The 19,519-nt window shown below is 50.9% G+C and carries 21 protein-coding genes and 1 tRNA gene; 9 read left to right on the forward strand and 13 right to left on the reverse strand.

Features of this window, described 5'->3' with window-relative positions; translation table 11 throughout:
• Positions 1 to 41: 41 nt before the first annotated feature.
• A complete protein-coding gene (locus H6F72_RS14265) occupies positions 42 to 542 on the forward strand; it encodes a DUF4385 domain-containing protein (RefSeq protein ID WP_190436626.1) in 501 nt (166 codons plus the stop codon).
• 76 nt (positions 543 to 618) lie between these two features.
• Complete coding sequence (locus H6F72_RS14270) at positions 619 to 963, forward strand: hypothetical protein (protein ID WP_190436629.1); 345 nt, start codon at positions 619 to 621, stop codon at positions 961 to 963.
• A 6-nt stretch (positions 964 to 969) separates the two neighbouring features.
• On the opposite strand, the gene H6F72_RS14275 is transcribed toward H6F72_RS14270, so the two are convergent.
• Together H6F72_RS14275 and H6F72_RS14280 are read right to left on the reverse strand one after the other, a co-directional pair.
• Complete coding sequence (locus tag H6F72_RS14275; RefSeq protein WP_190436633.1) at positions 970 to 3,306, reverse strand: glycoside hydrolase family 31 protein; 2,337 nt, start codon at positions 3,304 to 3,306, stop codon at positions 970 to 972.
• Positions 3,307 to 3,524: 218 nt separating this feature from the next.
• The gene (locus H6F72_RS14280) at positions 3,525 to 4,307 is read right to left on the reverse strand and encodes an SDR family NAD(P)-dependent oxidoreductase (RefSeq protein WP_190436636.1); all 783 of its coding nucleotides are present in this window, start codon (positions 4,305 to 4,307) and stop codon (positions 3,525 to 3,527) included.
• 351 nt (positions 4,308 to 4,658) lie between these two features.
• Between H6F72_RS14280 and H6F72_RS14285 the strand changes: the two genes are divergently transcribed.
• Both H6F72_RS14285 and H6F72_RS14290 read left to right on the forward strand, forming a co-directional pair.
• Positions 4,659 to 5,159 carry an orange carotenoid protein N-terminal domain-containing protein gene (locus H6F72_RS14285; protein WP_190436639.1) on the forward strand — a complete coding sequence of 167 codons (501 nt, stop codon included), beginning with the start codon at positions 4,659 to 4,661 and terminating at the stop codon, positions 5,157 to 5,159.
• A 293-nt stretch (positions 5,160 to 5,452) separates the two neighbouring features.
• Positions 5,453 to 6,007, forward strand: a complete 555-nt coding sequence (locus tag H6F72_RS14290; RefSeq protein WP_190436643.1) for a response regulator — start codon at positions 5,453 to 5,455, stop codon at positions 6,005 to 6,007.
• Between the two features lie 26 nt (positions 6,008 to 6,033).
• Here the strand turns inward: H6F72_RS14290 and H6F72_RS14295 are convergent, their stop codons facing one another.
• Positions 6,034 to 6,171, reverse strand: coding sequence for a hypothetical protein (locus H6F72_RS14295; RefSeq protein ID WP_190436647.1), 138 nt, complete (start codon positions 6,169 to 6,171; stop codon positions 6,034 to 6,036).
• 75 nt (positions 6,172 to 6,246) lie between these two features.
• Between H6F72_RS14295 and hemC the strand changes: the two genes are divergently transcribed.
• Together hemC and glgA are read left to right on the forward strand one after the other, a co-directional pair.
• Complete coding sequence (gene hemC / locus H6F72_RS14300; RefSeq protein WP_190436649.1) at positions 6,247 to 7,212, forward strand: hydroxymethylbilane synthase; 966 nt, start codon at positions 6,247 to 6,249, stop codon at positions 7,210 to 7,212.
• 203 nt (positions 7,213 to 7,415) lie between these two features.
• Positions 7,416 to 8,834: a glycogen synthase GlgA gene (gene glgA / locus H6F72_RS14305; RefSeq protein ID WP_190436652.1), complete on the forward strand. Its 1,419-nt coding sequence runs from the start codon at positions 7,416 to 7,418 to the stop codon at positions 8,832 to 8,834.
• Here glgA and H6F72_RS14310 read toward each other — a convergent pair whose 3' ends face one another.
• From H6F72_RS14310 to H6F72_RS14320, 3 genes are all read right to left on the reverse strand, one after another.
• Complete coding sequence (locus tag H6F72_RS14310; protein ID WP_199299094.1) at positions 8,835 to 9,401, reverse strand: thermonuclease family protein; 567 nt, start codon at positions 9,399 to 9,401, stop codon at positions 8,835 to 8,837.
• Between the two features lie 43 nt (positions 9,402 to 9,444).
• The gene (locus H6F72_RS14315) at positions 9,445 to 9,813 is read right to left on the reverse strand and encodes a 2Fe-2S iron-sulfur cluster-binding protein (RefSeq protein ID WP_190436655.1); all 369 of its coding nucleotides are present in this window, start codon (positions 9,811 to 9,813) and stop codon (positions 9,445 to 9,447) included.
• Positions 9,814 to 9,957: 144 nt separating this feature from the next.
• On the reverse strand, positions 9,958 to 10,584 hold the full coding sequence (locus H6F72_RS14320) for a LuxR C-terminal-related transcriptional regulator (RefSeq protein WP_206755442.1): 627 nt from the start codon (positions 10,582 to 10,584) through the stop codon (positions 9,958 to 9,960).
• 397 nt (positions 10,585 to 10,981) lie between these two features.
• On the opposite strand from H6F72_RS14320, the gene H6F72_RS14325 reads away from it, so the two are divergent.
• A tRNA-Ser gene (locus tag H6F72_RS14325) sits at positions 10,982 to 11,066 on the forward strand.
• A 129-nt stretch (positions 11,067 to 11,195) separates the two neighbouring features.
• Positions 11,196 to 11,846: a pentapeptide repeat-containing protein gene (locus H6F72_RS14330; protein WP_190436660.1), complete on the forward strand. Its 651-nt coding sequence runs from the start codon at positions 11,196 to 11,198 to the stop codon at positions 11,844 to 11,846.
• Between the two features lie 20 nt (positions 11,847 to 11,866).
• On the opposite strand, the gene H6F72_RS14335 is transcribed toward H6F72_RS14330, so the two are convergent.
• From H6F72_RS14335 to H6F72_RS14360, 6 genes are all read right to left on the reverse strand, one after another.
• Positions 11,867 to 12,421: a DUF421 domain-containing protein gene (locus H6F72_RS14335; protein ID WP_190436663.1), complete on the reverse strand. Its 555-nt coding sequence runs from the start codon at positions 12,419 to 12,421 to the stop codon at positions 11,867 to 11,869.
• Positions 12,399 to 13,220 (reverse strand): alpha/beta fold hydrolase, encoded by an 822-nt coding sequence (locus tag H6F72_RS14340; protein WP_190436665.1) that lies wholly within the window; start codon positions 13,218 to 13,220, stop codon positions 12,399 to 12,401. Before H6F72_RS14340 ends, H6F72_RS14335 begins: the two co-directional genes overlap by 23 nt.
• Positions 13,221 to 13,254: 34 nt before the next feature.
• Complete coding sequence (locus H6F72_RS14345) at positions 13,255 to 14,925, reverse strand: ATP-dependent DNA helicase RecQ (RefSeq protein ID WP_190436668.1); 1,671 nt, start codon at positions 14,923 to 14,925, stop codon at positions 13,255 to 13,257.
• 24 nt (positions 14,926 to 14,949) lie between these two features.
• Positions 14,950 to 15,954 carry an SDR family oxidoreductase gene (locus tag H6F72_RS14350; protein ID WP_190436671.1) on the reverse strand — a complete coding sequence of 335 codons (1,005 nt, stop codon included), beginning with the start codon at positions 15,952 to 15,954 and terminating at the stop codon, positions 14,950 to 14,952.
• Positions 15,955 to 16,143: 189 nt separating this feature from the next.
• Positions 16,144 to 17,178: an SDR family oxidoreductase gene (locus H6F72_RS14355; protein ID WP_190436674.1), complete on the reverse strand. Its 1,035-nt coding sequence runs from the start codon at positions 17,176 to 17,178 to the stop codon at positions 16,144 to 16,146.
• Between the two features lie 135 nt (positions 17,179 to 17,313).
• On the reverse strand, positions 17,314 to 17,838 hold the full coding sequence (locus H6F72_RS14360) for a DUF6335 family protein (RefSeq protein ID WP_242016941.1): 525 nt from the start codon (positions 17,836 to 17,838) through the stop codon (positions 17,314 to 17,316).
• A gap of 257 nt (positions 17,839 to 18,095) precedes the next feature.
• Here H6F72_RS14360 and H6F72_RS14365 point away from each other — a divergent pair, with 257 nt between their 5' ends.
• Positions 18,096 to 18,899 (forward strand): class I SAM-dependent methyltransferase, encoded by an 804-nt coding sequence (locus tag H6F72_RS14365; RefSeq protein ID WP_190436677.1) that lies wholly within the window; start codon positions 18,096 to 18,098, stop codon positions 18,897 to 18,899.
• Positions 18,900 to 18,997: 98 nt separating this feature from the next.
• On the opposite strand, the gene H6F72_RS14370 is transcribed toward H6F72_RS14365, so the two are convergent.
• Positions 18,998 to 19,483 (reverse strand): hypothetical protein, encoded by a 486-nt coding sequence (locus tag H6F72_RS14370; protein ID WP_190436679.1) that lies wholly within the window; start codon positions 19,481 to 19,483, stop codon positions 18,998 to 19,000.
• Between the last annotated feature and the right edge of the window lie 36 nt (positions 19,484 to 19,519).

Below are 19,519 nucleotides of genomic sequence, written 5' to 3' on the forward strand. Positions count from 1 at the left end.
ACCAGCACTTCTATTCAATCTAAATCAGACCTAGAGTAGCCATGTCATTTGATTATTCTTTGGACTTCAAAACCATTGATTTCCGCCAGCACCCAGAACTGTACCGCGTCGGCAAAGGTGAACAGGGTGTGCTGATGGTAGAGCCATACAAGGCAGAAATCCTGCCTCACTGGCGTTTCAAAACTCCTGCGATCGCTAAACAGTCTAGCGAAACGATTTACCAGATGTTTCTGGACTATCTGGAACAGGGAGATTTTGTCGGAGCAGATATGGCTCGGAAATTTCTGCAAATGGGTTACACGCGATCGCGTCGTTATGCCAACCACAAAAACGGCAGAAAATACCAAGCCAATCCGCAAAAAGCGGGTTCTGAAGCTGAGCAGCAGGCAGCACGACAGCAAGTTTTGCCTTACGACGTAGATCCGATCAAGGCCGAATCGGCGGCTATCTTTAAGGAGAAATGGGTTGAGGCCAAGACGAACCCGCACTATCTCCAACTCTTAGCCGAGCATCGCCAAAAGTACGAAGCAAAGCCTCTGTGATCTCGCTACCTGGGGTGGGCATACTGACACGGTTACGTGCAGCAATTCAGCCCTAGCCCCTTGTCGGAAAAACAGCATGAGGCACCCTGACGACCAACCCCAACCCTTAGGCCCAACTGATTGGATACTAGCGAAAGAATTGGGAGCTGTGATTAGCACTCAGCAACGCTTTTACCAATCCTGCGATGGAGCCTTGAGAGCTTTGCTCAGCCTCTCAGAGTGGGGCATTGTACAAGAAGCAAATGATGTCACTGTGTTGTTGGTGATGTGTCCCACGATCGTTGTTACCGATCGGTTGCTGAAGCGCTGCACGAGCCTAGCTAACAAACTATTGAAGGTTGCCGATACGCCCGCTCATCTGCATATTCAAGGGCCAGACTGCTGGTTTCGCTGTCCGGCGGATATTCTCCGGGGGCAATAGCTCGATTTAGAAGGTGAGGCGGCGGGCTGTACCGTCATCCTTGAAGCGCTGTTCACCGATGCCCACGAGTTCCACAATAATTTCGCGATCGCTGGGTGTCCATTTGCCTTGACGCGCTGCAATTTCTACCACGGGTTGCTGACCTTCTGGGAAGACGCGATAGTGAGTCGTAGCCCAAGCACCATCCCGATACTCAAAGGTATGACCATCATCTTCATAATGAGTCCACTCGCCAGTTCCGGGCCAAACTCTTAGTCTGAGTTCGTCTAGCGATCGCTCATTCACATACTGCATCACAGGAGCCATTGGGATGATGCTCCCGGCGGCGACATAAAGCGGCATCCGTTCTAGCGGTGCGTCAGCCAGAATATGGGTTGGCCCTTCAAACTGCTCTCCACTCCACCAGTCGTACCAAGTCCCTGCTGGCAAATAAACAGCTCGACACTCCACACCCGGACGGTAAACTGGCGCTGCCATCAAGGAAGGACCAAGCAACACTTGGTCGTACAAGCTGTAAGTTTTGGGGTCGTTTGGGTACTGGTAGAGCAGCGGTCGCAGAATCGGTTCTCCTGTGGTTGCGGCTGACCAGAACAGGCTGTAGAGATAAGGCAGCAATCGATAGCGCAGTTCAATATATTCGCGGCAGATGGCTTCCACGCGATCGCCAAATACCCAGGGTTCATGCTGAGCTGTACCCATCGAGGAGTGACCCCGCATTAAGGGGTACAGCATCCCTACCTGCATCCAGCGGGCAAACAGCTCAGCGGTGGCATTGCCTGCAAACCCCCCAATATCACACCCAACAAACGGCACTCCTGATAGCCCCATGTTGCAGAGCATGGGCAGGGACATTTCTAAATGCTCCCACAATGATTGGTTATCCCCCATCCAGACAGAAGACCAGCGCTGAACCCCTGCATAACCCGATCGCGTCAGGACAAAGGAGCGTTCAGTGGGACGTAGTTTTTCCAGGGCTTGAGCCGAGGCTTGTGCCATGTTTAAGCCATAGAGGTTGTGGGTTTCGGCGTGAGTAGCCTGCTCATCCTTCGGTCCTTGCGGTGCATCAAGGGGAAACCAAATTTTGTTTCCGTTGTCTCCAAAGGGGCGATCGTCTAAAGCAGGCTCGTTCATGTCGTTCCAGATCCCTGCTACACCTGCTTCGGTCAGGTTTTTGTGCCAGTCAGCCCACCAACTGCGAACTTCTGGGCGTAAGAAATCGGGAAAGACCGCTTTGCTGGGCCAGACGTAACCGTGAACTAGTTGTCCATCAGCTTTCCGGACAAAGTAGTCTTTTTCTAGTCCTTGGTCGAACACAGTATAGTCGGCTTCTGGCTCGTATTTCACCCCAGGATCAACGATGGTTACAGTCTTAAATCCATCCTCAGCCAAGTTGCGAATCAGTTTGTCAGGTTGGGGAAAGCGTTTGGGACTCCAAGTGAAGACCCGATAGCCATTCATGTAGTCGATGTCGAGGTGGATGACATCGCAGGGAATGCGGCGTTCTCGAAACTCATGGGCAATTGTTTGCACCACATCTTCAGATTCGTAGCTCCAGCGGCATTGGTGATAGCCGATCGCCCACTGCGGTGGCAGGGACATCCGTCCGGTTAGCTCTGTATAGGTATGAATGATTTGTGCTGGCGTGGGGCCGTAGATGATGTAGTAGTCGAGTTCTGGGCCACGGGTTTCCATTCGCCACACCCCTGCTTGATCTGCGCCAATGTCAAACTGGCTCCAATAGGTGCTGTTGAAGAAAATTCCATAGCCTACTTCGGGCCGCAGTGCCATAAAGACGGGAATGGCTTGGTACATCTCATCGCTGAGAGAACCGTAGTCCAGGGCGTCTGTGGTCCAGTTGGTTTTGACTTCGGCGAGTTTATCGAGAAATCCAGTGCGCTCTCCAAATCCGTAGAAGTGTTCGTCGGCTTCAATCTGTTTCCATGCGGCGATCGCGCCTGCCCGCCAAGCCATCCCAGGAGCTATATCTTGGGCAAAGGGACGATTTTGGTTGTCAAAGCAGGTGAATTGAGCGGTATCTCGCTGAATTGAAACTCGGATCTGGGCTGTTTTGATTTCGATCGTGGAAGGAGTTTCTTCTAGATCAAAGGAGGTAGCGGGCCAGTCTTGGTCGTCTTTGGTGACGGCCCAGGAGCGACGAGGTTGAAAGGTGCCTGTGGGGGCAAGGCGGACGCGAATCAGGTTAGGGGCGAGAATGGTGATCGCGAGTTTAGGGCCACCACAATCGAGGTGAAGGGTGCGATCGTCTTTTTGAATGGATTGAACTGCGCCAATGGTAGACCAGGGTTGTGTGGTGGTGGGGAGTTTTCCAAATACTTGTGGCATGTGGGTTCAACCTGATTTTTATCGGTTTAAGTCTGGGAAATCCGAGCCCTTGGGGGCGCTTGCCCCCAAACCCCCACTGAGGGACGGCTGCGTCCCCCAGACCCCCTCCAGAGGTAACTTCTGTGTGAGGTGGCTATGTTTTAATTCTGGCTTCTCTGGCTCCCCTTCCCTGCCAGGGAAGGGGCTGGGGGTTAGGCCTCACAGCAAGGAGATCCACACTACCCTTGCAACAGCGATTGAGCGCCATCGATCCAGACTTCTGTACCTGTGATGTGGCTGGAGTTGTCGGAGGCGAGGAAGAGGACGAGCTGGGCGACTTGTTCGGAGGTGCCTGGTTTGCCGTCGGTGAGGGGAATTTTGCCTTCCGGGAATTCGACGGGTTCTTGGATGTCTTCTAGGGCGCGGCGTTCGGTGTTTTCGTCGATGTTGGTAGTGATGGCTCCGGGGCAGATGACGTTGACGCGAATCCGGTGTTCGGCGAGTTCCAGCGCAGCCATTTTAGTGAAGGCAACCTGGCCAGCTTTGGAGCAGGCGTAGGCGGTGGCTCCGGTGTTGCTGAACATGCGGGTGCCGTTGACGGAGGAGGTAACAATCACGGAGCCGCCTTGTTTCTTCAGCAGAGGGATGGCGTATTTGACGGTGAGAAAGGTGCCTTTGAGATTAATGTTGAGGGTTTTGTCCCACTCGTCGGGGTCTAGTTCTTCTAAGGCAGTCCAGACGCCGTTGATGCCAGCGTTGGCAAAGACAATATCTAATCTGCCCCATTTATCTGCGATCGCCTGAATCGCTTGCTGCATCGCCTCAGGTTGTGAGATGTCAGCTAGTACTGGGATGGCTTCTCCACCCGATTTTTGAATCTCTTCTAGGGTCTGTTGCACATCATCGTCACTGCGGCCTAAGGCGGCTACTTTGGCTCCTTCTTTTGCCAGGAGTTGAGCTGCGGCTTTACCAATTCCAGATCCGGCTCCTGTGACTAGTGCCACTCTCCCTGCCAGTTGCATACGATCTGTTCTCCTCAAATGAATGGTAGCGATCGCTTACTTCACAAAATGAATCTCTCTATTTTTTAAGCCGTCTTTGGCTCCTGCTTGGCAAAACTGGTGGGCGATCGCTTCGCTAATTCCTGTGCCTGCTCCGGTGATAGTGGCAACCTTGTCTGCTAAACGTGCGCTCGCAAACTACTCTTCTGGTTGAGATAGGCGCAGACAAAGTGCGACCTACTATCCCTCATGTTCTGCTTCCTTTAAGACTTTTCCTCTGTCTGTAGTAAGGTTTGGCTACCTCTATCTTCAGTGGGTTTAAGAGATGTAAATCCCCTGTTACCTTGCAGGAGTTGTATAAGTGAGATCCCGATGACATTCACGAAAGACGAAACGATTAGAAGTAATGTAGAAGCCTTCCAAAGCTTAGATGTGGATCAGCAATTGGCGCTGTTCTATTTCATTTACAAAGAGATGGGTGGAGCCATTACGCCTGCTGCTCCTGGCGCTAGCACCGTTTCTCCTGAAATCGCTGAAGGGCTGTTCAACCAAGTCAAGGACATGTCCCATGAAGAGCAACTACAACTGCAACGTGATTTAATCACACACAAAAACGGTTTGCTGGCTCGTGAGTATGGCTCTATAGGCGACACTACCAAGTTGTTGTTCTGGTATCGCTTAGCTCAGGGGATGGATGCTGGCATTATCAGTCCATTGCCTGCTGACTATCAACTCGCCCCTGAAGCTCAAAGTCTGCTAGAGCAAATCAAAGGTCTACAATTCCAGCAGCAAATCACCCTCTTCCGTGACCTAGTTTCCCCAATGGGTGTTGACTCCGCAACTGCTGAGCACGACAGCGAAACAGGTTTGTAAGTTAGCCTCAGAGCTTTCAAATCAAAAATTTTGATGGCAAGCTAAATCTCTTAGCCCTCTCAAATATTTCAATCACTCTTTAAATCACATTTCCTTCCAGAGTTAGATAACTGCATTCATGTTGCTCAGTATTTGAGGCTCATGAATGCAGTTTTTTTATGGTTTAAATCACTAAAAATTGTTTCAATCTGCTAATTAATTCTTGAGCAACGTGAAAACTGAAGCAGACTCAATCTCCACGTAGCCCTAGGGCGACCCTCAACTCTTAGTAATCAGTCATGTAGTAATCAGTCATGGCAAATCAAAAAATTTTAGTCATCGATGATGGAAAAACCATTCGCATGCAAGTGCGAGACATGTTGCCACAAGGCAGCTTTGAGTTTTTAGAAGCCAAAGACGGAGTTGAGGGCCTAGATTTAATTCGCAAAATTCGTCCCAACATCGTATTACTCGACTTCTTCATGCCGCGAATGAATGGCTGGGAAGTACTAGAGCAAATGCAAGCTCAACCAGAACTCCAAAGCATCCCGCTCGTATTGATGTCAGGACGCAAAGAAGAAGTCGTCGAGAAAGTGCCAGACTTATTCGATCGCTTCGAGTTCATCGAGAAACCCTTCGGCCAAAAAGCCTTAATTGGAGCCTTACGCGCCGCGATCGCCAAATCCCGAACTCCAAAGCCAGCCGCGATCGCCACTCCCAAACCCGCCACCACTTCCACTGCTACCACCACTTCCAACTCAGCCATCCCAGCCCTCAACGCCAAGCTCGATCAGATGCAAACAGACATCGACAGCTTGAAAAAACAACTCGTCCAAATCACCGGATTCATCAAGCAAAAACTCAAATAACCCAATCTCGCACACCCCACAAAAATTCACTTCTGGAGGGGGTCTGGGGGACACAGCCGTCCCTCAGCGGGGGTTTGGGGGCAAGCGCCCCCAAGGGTTCGGATTTTCCCAAAACCAACAACACCCACCAACTTAATCATCTGTAACCATTCAACAGCAGTCATTCAAGCCCCTGCTGTCCATCGCTGCGGTAATCTGGAAAGAGTGACTTTAAGAAAACCCTTTCACTGCACTGCCTTATGTCCTCCGCTGTTTCCAGTCCTGCTCGCACAATCCGCATCGGTTCGCGTAAAAGTCAGTTGGCTTTAGTTCAGACCTACTGGGTTCAGGAACAGTTACAAAAAGCCTTCCCGGATCGGACATTTGAAGTGCACACCATGAGCACTCAAGGCGACAAAATTCTTGATGTTGCGCTCGCCAAAATTGGTGACAAAGGGCTGTTCACCAAAGAACTAGAGCTAGGCATGATCAACAACGAGATTGACTTTGCCGTCCACTCCCTCAAAGATTTACCCACTCGCCTACCCGAAGGACTGATGCTAGGTTGCGTCACCGAGCGCGAAAACCCCGCCGACGCTCTAGTGGTTCACGAAAAGCATAAAGACAAACAGCTCGCCACCCTACCCGCTGGAGCCGTCATCGGCACCTCCTCGCTACGTCGCTTGGCCCAACTGCGTCACCACTATCCCCACCTCAGCTTCAAAGACGTGCGCGGCAACCTCAACACCCGCCTCGCCAAACTGGATGCAGGTGAGTATGACGCTTTGATCTTGGCAGTCGCAGGTCTGCATCGCTTGGGCATGGGCGATCGCATTCACCAAGCTATTCCTTCTGAGGTGTCTCTCCACGCTGTGGGCCAAGGTGCCTTGGGGATTGAGTGCCGTGAAGGCGACGCAGAAGTGCTGAACGTGATCAAAGCTTTAGAGCACACTCCTACCGCGCAACGCTGCTATGCCGAACGCGCCTTCTTGCGCGAACTCGAAGGGGGTTGCCAAGTACCCATCGGCGTGAACACCGAGATTAACGGCGATGCCCTTACCCTCACCGGACTAGTTGCCAGCTTAGACGGCCAAACCATCATCAAAGAGAGCATTACAGGCCCTGCCACTGAAGCCGAACGCTTAGGTACAGAGCTAGCCAACCAGGCCAAGCAGCAAGGTGCCCAAGAAATCTTGAATCAGATTACTGCTGAAATGCGTAGCTAACTTAGTTTTGCCTTGTACTGTAGTGGCACCTCTCGTGGGTGCCTTTTTTTGTGAAGTTTGCAGAGAAATAGGGCATGGAGTGCGATCGCCATCTAGTCAGCTAGAGAGAAAGTGGCAGGAGTCGGTATGATGACGTTACCAGTTCGGCCAATTTGCCAATCTGACCTGTTCAGCTAACCATTTCAGGGGATACAGGAATTAACATGCGAATTCTGTTTGTTGCCGCAGAAGCAGCCCCAGTTGCCAAAGTGGGTGGGATGGGAGATGTTGTGGGTGCCCTACCACAAGTGTTGCGCCAGATGGGCCACGATGTCCGCATCTTTATGCCCTACTACGGCTTCCTGCCAGATAAGATGTCAATTCCAGCCGAGCCTGTTTGGTCGGGTAGCGCCATGTTCCAGACATTTTCTGTTTACGAAAGTGTGCTTCCTGGGACTGATGTACCCCTGTATTTGTTTAGCCACCCAGCCTTCCTACCCCGGCATATTTACTCTGGTGAGGACGAGGATTGGCGGTTCACCCTGTTTTCCAATGGAGCGGCTGAGTTTGCTTGGAACTATTGGAAGCCGAACATTATTCACTGCCACGATTGGCATACAGGCATGATCCCTGTCTGGATGCACCAAACGTCTGATATTGGCACCGTGTTCACGATTCATAACCTGGCTTACCAAGGGCCGTGGCGCTGGAAGCTAGAGCAAATGACTTGGTGCCCTTGGTATATGCAAGGTCATAACACAATGGCGGCAGCCGTGCAGTATGCCGACCGAGTCACTACCGTTTCGCCCACCTACGCCCAGCAAATCCAAACGGCTGCTTACGGGGAAACGCTGGAGGGGTTGTTATCTTTCATTAGTGGCAAGCTGAGCGGCATTGTCAATGGCATTGACATGGATTCTTACAATCCAGAAACGGATAAGCGCCTGACGCAAACTTTTAATGCTGATACGCTCGATCGCCGTCCTGCTAACAAGATTGCGATCCAAGAAGAAGTGGGGTTAGAAGTCAACTCTAAAGCTTTCTTGATTGGCATTGTGACCCGATTGGTGGAGCAGAAGGGCATCGACTTAATTATTCAAGTGCTCGATCGCTTTATGTCTTACACAGATTCCCAGTTTATTTTGTTGGGAACGGGCGATCGCTACTATGAAACCCAGATGTGGCAAATTGCTTCTCGCTATCCCGGTCGGATGGCGGCTTATTTGCTTTACAACGATGCTTTAGCGCGGCGCATCTACGCCGGATCAGATGCTTTCCTAATGCCTTCTCGGTTTGAGCCTTGTGGCATTAGCCAAATGCTGGCAATGCGGTATGGCTGTGTCCCGATTGTGCGCCGCACAGGTGGTCTGGTAGATACCGTCAGCCACCACGACCCGATGAATCATACAGGTACGGGCTACTGCTTCGATCGCTACGAACCGCTGGATCTCTATACCTGTATGGTGCGCGCTTGGGAAGGCTTCCGCTTCAAGCCGCAATGGCAAGAAATGCAGCAGCGCGGCATGCACACCGACTTTAGCTGGGATAAATCTGCTAGAGAGTACTCCAATCTCTATAACGACATCCTAGGCATCCCCAACGAGGCTCCAGAACCAGAGAAGCAACTCGAAGGTGTGCATTAACTAGCGATTTTGGGCGCGAAATTCCGCCGGAGTCAGGCGCATGGGTTCGTTAGGGTTCCAAATGCCCACCCCCATGAGTCTGGCTTTTTCTTGGGCACGCTTTAATCGCTGGTCGTACTTGGTATTGGGCGATCGCGGTACTGCCAACGCATAGCCCGCTTCTACTAGCTTTTCGTTGAGTAGCTTGCCATCTAGCCAAACATAGGCCAGTGTTCGTTCATAGCGGTCACGGGATTCTAGCCCAGGTTCTAGTAGCACAGGCTTACTGCCGATCAGACGCTCTAGTTGTTGCTTAGCAGCGGGTCCCCAAGGTTGCTGGGCTAAATCTGGCGCATCAATGCCAATCAGCCGTACTCGTTCCGGTGTACCAGGGGAGTTATTAGCAGGACTGATCTCAATCGCCTGTCCATTGGCGATCTGCTCCACTTTTACTAAGGTGCCTTGAGCTGACATCGGGCTTTGGCAGGCTGTCAGTGAAGCTACTAGCAACCAGAGGCCGCAGCCAACTCCCAACCTTTGCCACCACCGCCAGCTCTGGAAACGCGATCGCTCCTGGTCTTGGCTCACTCTCAATCTCAAATCTAAAACCTCAAATCCTCAAGCGGCAATTCTAGTCTTCGTCCAAAGGCAGACCTACTTTGATCTTGCCTTTGCCAAAATAGCGACCAAATTGCAGCTCATAGACTTCATCTTCGTCTTGAGTTTCTACCTCTAAATCAGAGCGGGGGTAGCTGACACAGAGCAAGGCATAGCCGCGATCGCGCAAATGGGGAGAAAGACCCACTGCTTCCGGCTGAGCGAGTTCACCAGAGACAACGCGCACCGCACAGCTCGTGCAAGCCCCATTGCGACAAGCAAAGGGCAGCTCTACCCCTTGGTTCTCGGCGCTATGCAGGATATAGCGATCTTCTGGTACCTGAACCGTGTGGTGGGTACCTTTCTGGCGGTAATGGATGCGAACAGAATAGGAACGGGTCATGAATCTCAAAGCGCGCAAGCACTGCAATCAGGGATTTGTCCATTCAGTAGCAGAGAATTTCCGCAGAAAACTCAGTGCCACAATGACAATGGACTATCTATAACTGTGCCAGCTTTTGACCATCCCTGAGACAAATCTAGGCGCTTAGCACTGATAAATCCGTTTTTTCGAGTAAAGATTTTTGATATGAGTTTTGACGGTGTTAAGGCTGACTTGCAAGGTTTGAGCGATCTCTTGGTAGCTATACTCCTGTTTCAGCAACAGCCAAATCTCGGCTTCTCGCTTGGTTAGTTCCAGTTGGGTTTGCACCAACTGCAATTCTTCTTCTAAGATGGCTTGGCGATCTTGCAGCACAATTAAGATTGCCTGCTCTAGGTTAGCAGCCGCAGTTGGTTCACCGGAGTTGGGTAGACCTTTGAGCCAGCGAGCCGAAACTTGTAGTCTCATCGTCGGCTCAATTTGGTAATCCGCTAAGACCACCTGGCTTTCTGGGCAGTTACGTCGCAGAAAGAGGCGGCAAAAGGTTTCCAGCTCCTCTGGCAAAGTTGAGCGCGAGGGCGGGAACCAACGGCACAGTTCTACCGCCCGCTGATTCCAATAAATCAGCTGGAGGGTGGGGGACACCACCACAAACCCTTGGCCTAATGAATTCAGGACAACCTGTAACAGCGCCAAATCCAGCCTGGCAACCTGCTGTTCTAAGCTAGGGGCAGGCGATCGCTCTGAGTCCACCGCTACAGCAGAGGTAGAGAGTGGAAATGAGTTGCTCATCTGAGCCTTCGAGTTCAAAGCTTTTCCTCCAAGCCGAAATAGGGGTTGAACTCAACTCCTAGAGAAGACATAGAGCAATAGGTAGGTGAATAATTTCAGAGAAAAGTCAGTGGTGTTACTAGCGCCAGTCAGTCTAGTGTCGTTAGTAACAGCGTCAGCGATAGGCAATTGGCTAGATGCCTTACGAAAACGTAGCTTCTCAAGCGGGTGATATAAATTACATTAGCTGATGCAGATTTTTGTTTATAGCGGTAAAAGTCAGATAAAAGTCAGATCTAGGTCAGTAAAAGTAAATGATGGAAGCTTATTTAGAAATAACTCGCCAAAACCTAGCCACTTCTGGTAGTATTTGCTAAGATAGAAATCCTGTGCTGAAATAAGCAGTACAGACCCCCCAGGAGAGATGGCCGAGTGGTTGAAGGCGCAGCACTGGAAATGCTGTTTAGGGCAACTTAACGAGGGTTCGAATCCCTCTCTCTCCGTTCCCAAAGATATTCTGCAAATATTAGGTTAAGGCGATCGCCCTGTCCTTGTATCACACTACGCACTTCCACCTTAGAGAGGTTGGGCTATGATCCCCATAGCTTCCTAGGGATAAGGTGTGAGTCAGAATGAATGTGAATGAGCTGCTAAAGCGTTATACAGCGGGTGAGAAGGATTTTGGTGCCATAGAACTACCAAAAGCACCGCTACAGGCAGTCATTCTAAGGGGAATTAGCCTGAAAGGAGCTGATTTAGTAGGCGCGAACCTGAGTGGCGCTGATCTCAGCGGCGCTGACCTGAGTGGTGCTAACCTAACAGGCGCTAATTTAACGGGTGCCATTCTGAGCCGAGCCCGTTTGATAGACGCAATTTTGAGAGTGGCTAATTTGACCCGAGCTGATTTAGTCAAAGCTGATCTCAGTCGAGCTAATTTAGTAGGGGCGAAACTAAAAGCAGCAAACTTAGTTCAAGCCAATCTCAGCCGCGCTAGTTTAGGAGAAGCCGACTTACACGGAGCGAATCTGTATCAGGCTAATCTGCGACGGGCTCACTTATATGAAGCAGATCTGATTGGAGCAACGTTGCAAGGCGTAGATTTGAGCAGTGCTGACCTGCTAGGTGCCAGTTTAATCCGGGCTGACCTGACAGATGCTATTTTGACTGCCGCAGATTTAAGCCATACTCAATGGACAGGCATCAATCTAACAGGGGCGAAGTTGCATGGGGCTACGTTGCCAGAAGGAATGCTGGCTCTGGTGCAGTCCTACTCGCTGAGCTAGCGCCGTTCTTGCCCCCTGGTCTATTCAGCTCCTTTGGTCACAACGTCACGCTTCAAAGTCCGATAAGCCACAGATCGAGGCTTCTCTGGGATGACACTAACACTGCCATCCGCTTCCATATAAGCAGCCTTGACATCTGCAAGTTCTTCAATCCCTTGTTGGCGAAATTGACTCATTAATTCATCTTCGGTGATCAGTTCTCGCCGCAGGTTGCGCCGTAACAGTTTACCTTTTTCAACTAAGAGCAAGGGTGGGGGATTGAGGAATTGCTGCACCGCTGGAAAACGAAAGCCTAACCAATTGAGAGCGTAGCTCCAAAAAATGACGGTGCCAATCAGAACCGCCCCTTCTGTAATGGAAGTGTAGTCCCGCGCCATCGCGTTCTGAGCAGCCTCAGCAAATAAAACTACGACTAACAAATCTGTAATTGCCAAGCTGCCTAATTGCCGACTGGGGAGCGATCGCAGAACCCCAAACAACACTAGATAAACAATTGAACCCCGCACAAAAAGCTCAACCAAAGAGAGGTTAGGGACAAATAGCTCTCGCCAATCAACGCTGAATAAGGAACTCATCAAGCTTTATACCTCCCTGCTGCTTTGCTTCGATGCCATCCAGAAAATTCAAGATAATGCTGCTAGATTTTTCCACAAGGAATAAATTCCATTCATGAAATCCTTCGTCAACGACAACAAGCTGAGAGTTAGGGATATGACCTAAAAACTCTTGAGCCACGCTTAGAGGGGTTGTTAAATCCTGACCACCCCAAAGTAAGAGACAAGGCGCTTGGATCTGGGGAAGTAACGGTTTCAGGTCTCCTTCCAAAGCTACCTTCAGGGTTTCAACGACATTCTGGAGATGAAAGAAACAGTTGTATGTAAAAGCTTGAAAAATCTGCTGAAGCTGCGGCAACCGAGCTTGAGGCATCTGACCTAACATTTCCACCAAGCGACGCGGCAACACAGTTGGAATAGTGCCAGAAGGAATCCCTGTGCTATCAATCAACACCAAGCTATCTACGACACCAGGCAGCGTGGCGGAAACTTGGGCCGAAATGCCACCGCCTAGGGAGTGACCGATCAGATGCACTTTTTCTAAATTAAGAATGTTAATAAAGTCGATTAAAAATTGGGTGTAATCATCGTAATTCCAGACAGATTTTGGTCCCGTTGTTTTGCCCAGATTGGGTAAGTAGGGAGCGATCACCCGATACCGTTGGGCCAAGAGGCTCAGCATCTCTTGATAGGGTTCTACCGAAACGCCCCAGCCATGCACAAACAAGATTGGTGGTGTAGCGGTGATCGGTCCCCCAATTAAATAGGAAACATTGCATCCAGCGAAGTGAATTTGCTTTTCAATTAACTGTGTGTTCATCCCATCCCCTTTGTGGTTTGTAACTCCTTAAGGATTAGCTCCTAATGGTTGAATCTGCGACAGCTGTATCCATCCGCTTGAGCAAGCCACGCAGTAGCACCATGCCCACGCCTAACGTCTTGTATCCAACGGTTTCAAATAGCACAGTGATTTTGTCGCCTTCGTAGCGCATGACTGTGCCTATGCCCCAGCTTTTATGCACCACCTGACTGTTGATGGGGAAAGGCTGATGACCTGTTTCTGGCTCATTCGTGATTCCAGCTTTGCAGTTATCACAGAAACCACAAGATTCTGAAAGGCCTTCACCGAAGTAATTGAGGACAAAACGGCGTCGGCAGTCGCGTACTTCGGCATAGCCCCGCATCATTTCAATTCGCGATCGCACATATTGTTGGCGATGTTCTTGTAGGCGCACTGCTTCCTCGACGGCCTCTTCTAGGTCAGGGAGTGATTCGTTGGGTACCACTTCCCCGTTAGGCAAAGTCTCTAGGACTCCCACTTCGCCCAAACGGTTGAGGGTATTTTTGAGTTTGGAGCGGGACAAGTTCGTAGTTTCTTGCAGTTCGCGGGGAGCCATTGGTTCCTCGCGCTCTTGCAACGCCTGCACCACTTGCTCCACATCCTCAGTCTCAATTTTGCCGCCACTGGCAAAGAAGCGACGCAGGTTAAAGTCTTCGGGGTTGTAGAACAAAACTGCCTGAGCCGATTCTCCATCGCGTCCTGCTCGACCGATCTCCTGATAGTAGGAATCGATGGAGTCGCTAATGTCGTAATGGAAAACGAAGCGCACATTTGGTTTATCCACACCCATCCCAAAAGCAGTCGTCGCCACGATCACTTCTGCTTCATCATCCATAAAAGCGCGATAAGCAGCTTCACGAACTTGAGGAGATTTTCCAGCGTGGTAGACCACGGCTTTCACCTCCTGCTCTTCGAGGGCTTCCGCTAGCTCCTCCGCTCGTTTGCGAGTGGCTACATAGACAATGCCTGGTTTCTCAGCTCGCACCACGCGATCGAGTAGGGCTTCCTGTTTCTCACGAGTGTCTTCGTAACGTTCTACCGCTAACCAAATGTTGGGGCGATCGAACCCTTGCACCACAACCTTGGCCTTTTGCATGCCTAGGCGATCGACAATTTCCTCCCGCACAGGGGGAGCGGCAGTAGCAGTCAAAGCCAGAACCAGCGGATGACCTAGAGCCTCAATTATCGTACCCAAGCGGAGATAGTCGGGTCGAAAATCATGGCCCCATTCACTAATGCAATGGGCTTCATCGACCACAAACAGCGAAGGTGCGGCTGCTTGGAGTTGCTCTAGCACTTCCTCATTGTTGAATTGCTCAGGGGCTAGAAATAGAAACTCTAGATTCGACTCGGCTAACTGTGCAAAGGCAGCGGCTCGTTCAGCCTCGGCGATCGTGGAGTTGACCACGCCAACCTCTGCTAACTTCTGGGCTTCAATGGCTGCTTTTTGATCTTGTTGCAACGCGAGTAACGGTGAAACAACCACGGTAGCGCCTGGAATCAGCAACCCAGCGAGTTGATAAATGGCAGATTTACCCGAACCCGTGGGCATCACAGCTAGCGTGTCCTGTCCTTTTAGGAGAGCGGCGATCGCGTCAGCTTGGCCAGGGCGGAGTTGCTCGTAGCCAAGTTGCGCTTGCGCTATTTGCTGAATCTGCTGTTTGGTTTTACGCTGTTTTGCCATCGTCGTTTCTCCGTCCTCACTTATCTAAACTTCGTTGCCCCAACCCAAGAGTGCGGCTGCTCCCAAAGCGGCTGTGGCTGCGATCGCCCCCCAAGTGACGGTGGGGTGAGTATCGAGCCAAGTGGTCAGACTGGGCTGAGTGGGAAATTCTCCATTCACTTGGTCGTAGCCAGAGATCGGCTCATACAAGTTGTCAGGAGCATTTTCAGATTTGGGTTTATCAGTGCGCTGAGCCTCAAACCCACTCTGGCGCATGAAGGCATCCACGAGTTGGGGTGACAACCGCTGGAGTAGAGCGATCGCCTTACCTGCATCTCCCACCACAATGTCGCGCGTCGGATGCTCGGCCACATAAAGAATGACTTTTGCCACATCAGCGGGCGCATAGAGCGGAGGCACCCCCATAGGCTTTACCCCTAACTTAGTGCGAGCTTTGTCAAAGACGGGTGTATTGATCGAAGCAGGCTGCACTTCAGTAACGCTGACTGGCACTTTGTCGTGCATCAGTTCCACCCGCAGCGACTCCAGGAAGCCGTTGATGCCATGTTTAGAAGAAGCGTAGGCACTTTGCAGCGGTAGGGCTCGGATCGCTTCCACGGAAGAGACATGAATCAGCGCCCCGCGTCCTTCCCGCTTCAGATGGGGCAGAGCCGCCATCGCGCCAAACACTTGCCCCATCAAGTTGATATCAATGATTTGCTTAAACTCTTCCGGGGTGGTCTGTTCAAAGGAAGCATAGAGTTCTACTGCGGCGAGATGCACCCAGGTATCGAGGCGGCCATATTGCTGAATTGCTTTGTCTGCGATCGCCTGGACTTGCCTAAACTCCCGTACATCTGCGGCGATCGCCGTGGCATCTCCGCCTGCTTGCCGAATTTCCTCAACTAAGGAATCTAATCCTGCTTGGTTCCGGGCGGAAACAATGACTTTGGCTCCTTCGCGAGCAAATTGCAGCGCGGTTTCTCGGCCAATGCCACTAGAAGCGCCGACGATCGCAACCACTTGCTGGTTGATCGGCTTAAGTTGCATGATATAGAACTCCTTGGTTGGGTTTTTTAACTGGGCTAAAGATGAAGAGGTAGAAATTTCCGGTTGTTAAATTAGATGACCTCTCTCCCAACCCCTCTCCGCGTCGGAGAGGGGCTATGAAAAGGGTTTATGGCTCTGGCTCCTGGCTTCCCTTCCCTATCAGGGAAGGGGCTGGGGGTTAGGTTCTTATTAAGGTTGTTGGGAATTGTTGAACATTCCGTTGGCTAGCAAAGCCAATGCTCCGACTGCCACTGTTCCCGCCACTGCGCCCCAGGCAAAAGGCGATCGCATGGCGAACCAGTCGGAAACGCTGGGAATAACTAAGTTGCCAAAATCACCATCCACGCGATCGAGTCCTTGATCGGCGGCGATCGGAGCGAAAACGTTATCTGGAGATGCTTCTGATTCTGGCTCAGTGGTGTGCTGTCCTGGAATTCCCACGACTGTTAAAACGGCATCAATTAGAGGAGGAGAGATCCGCTGCGCCACATCCAACACTCGACCGACATCTCCCACAATAAAGTCGCGGGTGGGATGCTCAGCCACATATAGAATTGCATCTACGACTAAACGCGGATCATAATAAGGCGGAATTCCAGTGGGCTTGACACCCAACTTGGTCTTTACCTTGTTGTAATACGGCGTATTAATTACAGAGGGCAGAACACTGGTGACGCTAATCGGTATCCCTTCATGTTGCAGTTCTACTCGCAGAGACTCCAACATTCCTTGCAGTGCATGTTTGGACGCACAATAAGGGCTTTGCAGTGGCAAACTCCGCCGACCCTCCATAGAAGAGATATGAATCAGGGCACCCCGACCTTCTCGCCTTAAGTAAGGTAATGCTGCCTTCGCACCGTAAACTTGCCCCATCAGGTTGACATCGATCACCCGCTGAAATTCTTCTGGGGTAATCTGCTCAAAGCGAGCCAGCACACCCGTAGCAGCGGCATGCACCCAAGTATCTAGGCGACCATAACGTTCTACTGCCTTATCAGCGATCGCCTGCATCTGTTGCATATCGGCGACATCGGCAACCACAGCGATCGCGTCACCTCCCGCTCGTTGGATCTCCTCCACCAGAGAATCCAGCCCAGGTTGGCTCCGAGCCGCTACGACTACCTTGGCCCCTCGCTGAGCGAATTGCAGCGCTGCTTCGCGACCGATGCCACTAGAGGCACCCACGATCGCGACTACCTGCTGACTAATTGGCTTAAGTTGCATCACCTCTGTATCCTTATAACTACAAATCTCTCAGGGACAAATCCGTCAGGGAATTACTCTGACACCCAGTTAACTTTGCTTAGTTGGACAGGTGAACCCTGCCCAACATAACTGCAAATCTAATTTGGTGAATCCCTACTCTTCTTGATGTCGATTCTGGTAATCCTCAGCAGAGGCAGGATCTAAGTCCCAACGATGCTCATCTCGCTGAGCAAATTTGTCGTTACCATAGAAGTCCTCGCGATCGCGCATTTCTGTGCCCATCGCTGCACCCAAGTCATCCACAATATCTTGGTCTGGGGTGGCGACGGTGCCGCCTACCATTTCTTCGCCTTCCATATGCATGGTCCAGGCTGCGTCAACATCCCCACCGCTCAGCTCTGGGCTAGTCTCGTTATAGGCCTGTCTACGGTTGTACATGGTGCGTCCACCAGTGGTCCAACCTGGTTGATCTTTCACCCCCGTGCCATAGGATTCTGTAACTTCCTGAGGCACGTCATCATCCGCAATCTCTTCTGCTCCTTCCGCTTCGTCACTAAACAATGCGGGATTGGTATCGGTATATTCATTCAGTTCTGGTGCGTCCACATGTTGGCTCGCGTTCAGTCCTGGTTCTGAACCTGGTCCTGACTTGGCACCAGATGAGGTTTGGTTAGCCATTGCCCTGCCTCTCTGTTTTGCAGTTCTATAGTTTGTAGTTCTATAGTTGCCAAGGTAACGAAGATAAATCTGAACTCACTCCACAAATAGGCAGAAACGCAGGAGTAAGGATGGGGCGTGTCCTTGGGACTGCAACTGTTTCGCTCGGTTGGCCCTCTGCAATTAGATAGATAACGGCTTGAGACGTAAGGGAAATTAGAGTGATTATTTGGATAGGGCGATATGTGATCGCTTAGAAAGGCCTAGTTCCAAAGTTCATGAATCAATACAAGCAACAGGTGATTGATTTCTTTAATCAGAGAATTGCCTATGACCAAGAAGGTTCTCGACACCCTCAAGAAGCAGCCCAGCTCTTAAGTTTCGTACCCTTGCAAAAGCAGCAAAGAGCGCTTGATATTGCTACAGGTACCGGATTAGTGGCAATTTCGGCAGCACAGAAACTTGGAGTGCAGGGTTACGTGGTGGGAGTCGATTTTTCTCCTGGGATGCTGGCTCAGGCTAAGCAGAAGGTTGAACCTCTAGGATTAACAAACATTGAGTTCGTTGAAGCAGATGCAGAAGCTGTAGACTTTATGCCCGAAAGCTTTGACGTAATTCTCTGTTGCTCTGCAATCACATATTTGCCTGATATTCCTAAAACCTTAGAGAAGTGGTATCGGTTTCTGAGACCAGGAGGATTTGTGGCTTTCACCTGTCCTGCTGACACTGCTTACTTGGCCCCACTCCAAGGTAAAGTTTACACAGAGCTATTCAATCTTTCCTTACCTCACATTAACGAACCGCTTAACACGCCTGAGAAGTGTCGTAATTTGTTGCTTCAATCGGGTTTCAGAGAGATTGAGGTTGTAATTGAGCCGTCTGGATGCTATTTGAGCTTAGATGACGGTAGATTAAGCTGGAGCGAAAGTAGTTTTTACCCAAGAGGTAATCCCTTATCTCTATTATCTGCTCAACAACTGGAGCAACTTCAGAGGAAATATCGAGCAGAAATTGAGCAGTTGGCAACGGATGCAGGAGTATGGCAAGACATGACGACCTTCTTTGTGAAGGCTCGAAAGTAAGGGCGATCGCGTCTCGTCAGGCTCTTACAAATAGTTAAAAACTCCGTCCAGTTTTTCCTAGGCGGAGTTTTTGAATTACAAAATCAATTTAAATTGCTTTACCAGCCTTGGTCAGCGGGGTCACCGTAGGGGTCTTCGCTGGCGGGACGAACGTTTCTCCGGTAGCGAGGGTCATCTGCTGGATCGCCGTAGGGGTCTTCACTGGCAGGGCGGATATTTCTAAATGGGTCCGTGCCATAGCCAGCTTGGTCAGCAGGGTCACCGTAGGGGTCTTCGCTAGCCGGGCGGACATTGCCGTAGGGGTCTTGATAACCAACGCCGTAACCACCTTGGTTAGCTGGGTCGCCGTAGGGGTCTTCGCTGACGGGCCGAACATTACCATAAGGATCGTAACCGTAGCCAGCTTGGTTAGCTGGGTCACCGTAAGGATCTTCGCTAGCGGGGCGAACATTACCGTAAGGAGGTTGGTCCGCTGGATCGCCGTAGGGGTCTTCACTAGCCGGGCGGACCCGGCGGTCATAGTTCACATCTGGGTCATCTCCCAGTAGGGCATCCTGCATTCTCCGGAAAAAATCATCAACCATGATGGATCTCCTATTTCAGTTTGGTTATCAAGCTGC

Origin of the sequence: Trichocoleus sp. FACHB-46, assembly GCF_014695385.1 — a bacterium.
In the GTDB taxonomy this organism is placed as follows: Bacteria; Cyanobacteriota; Cyanobacteriia; order FACHB-46; family FACHB-46; genus Trichocoleus.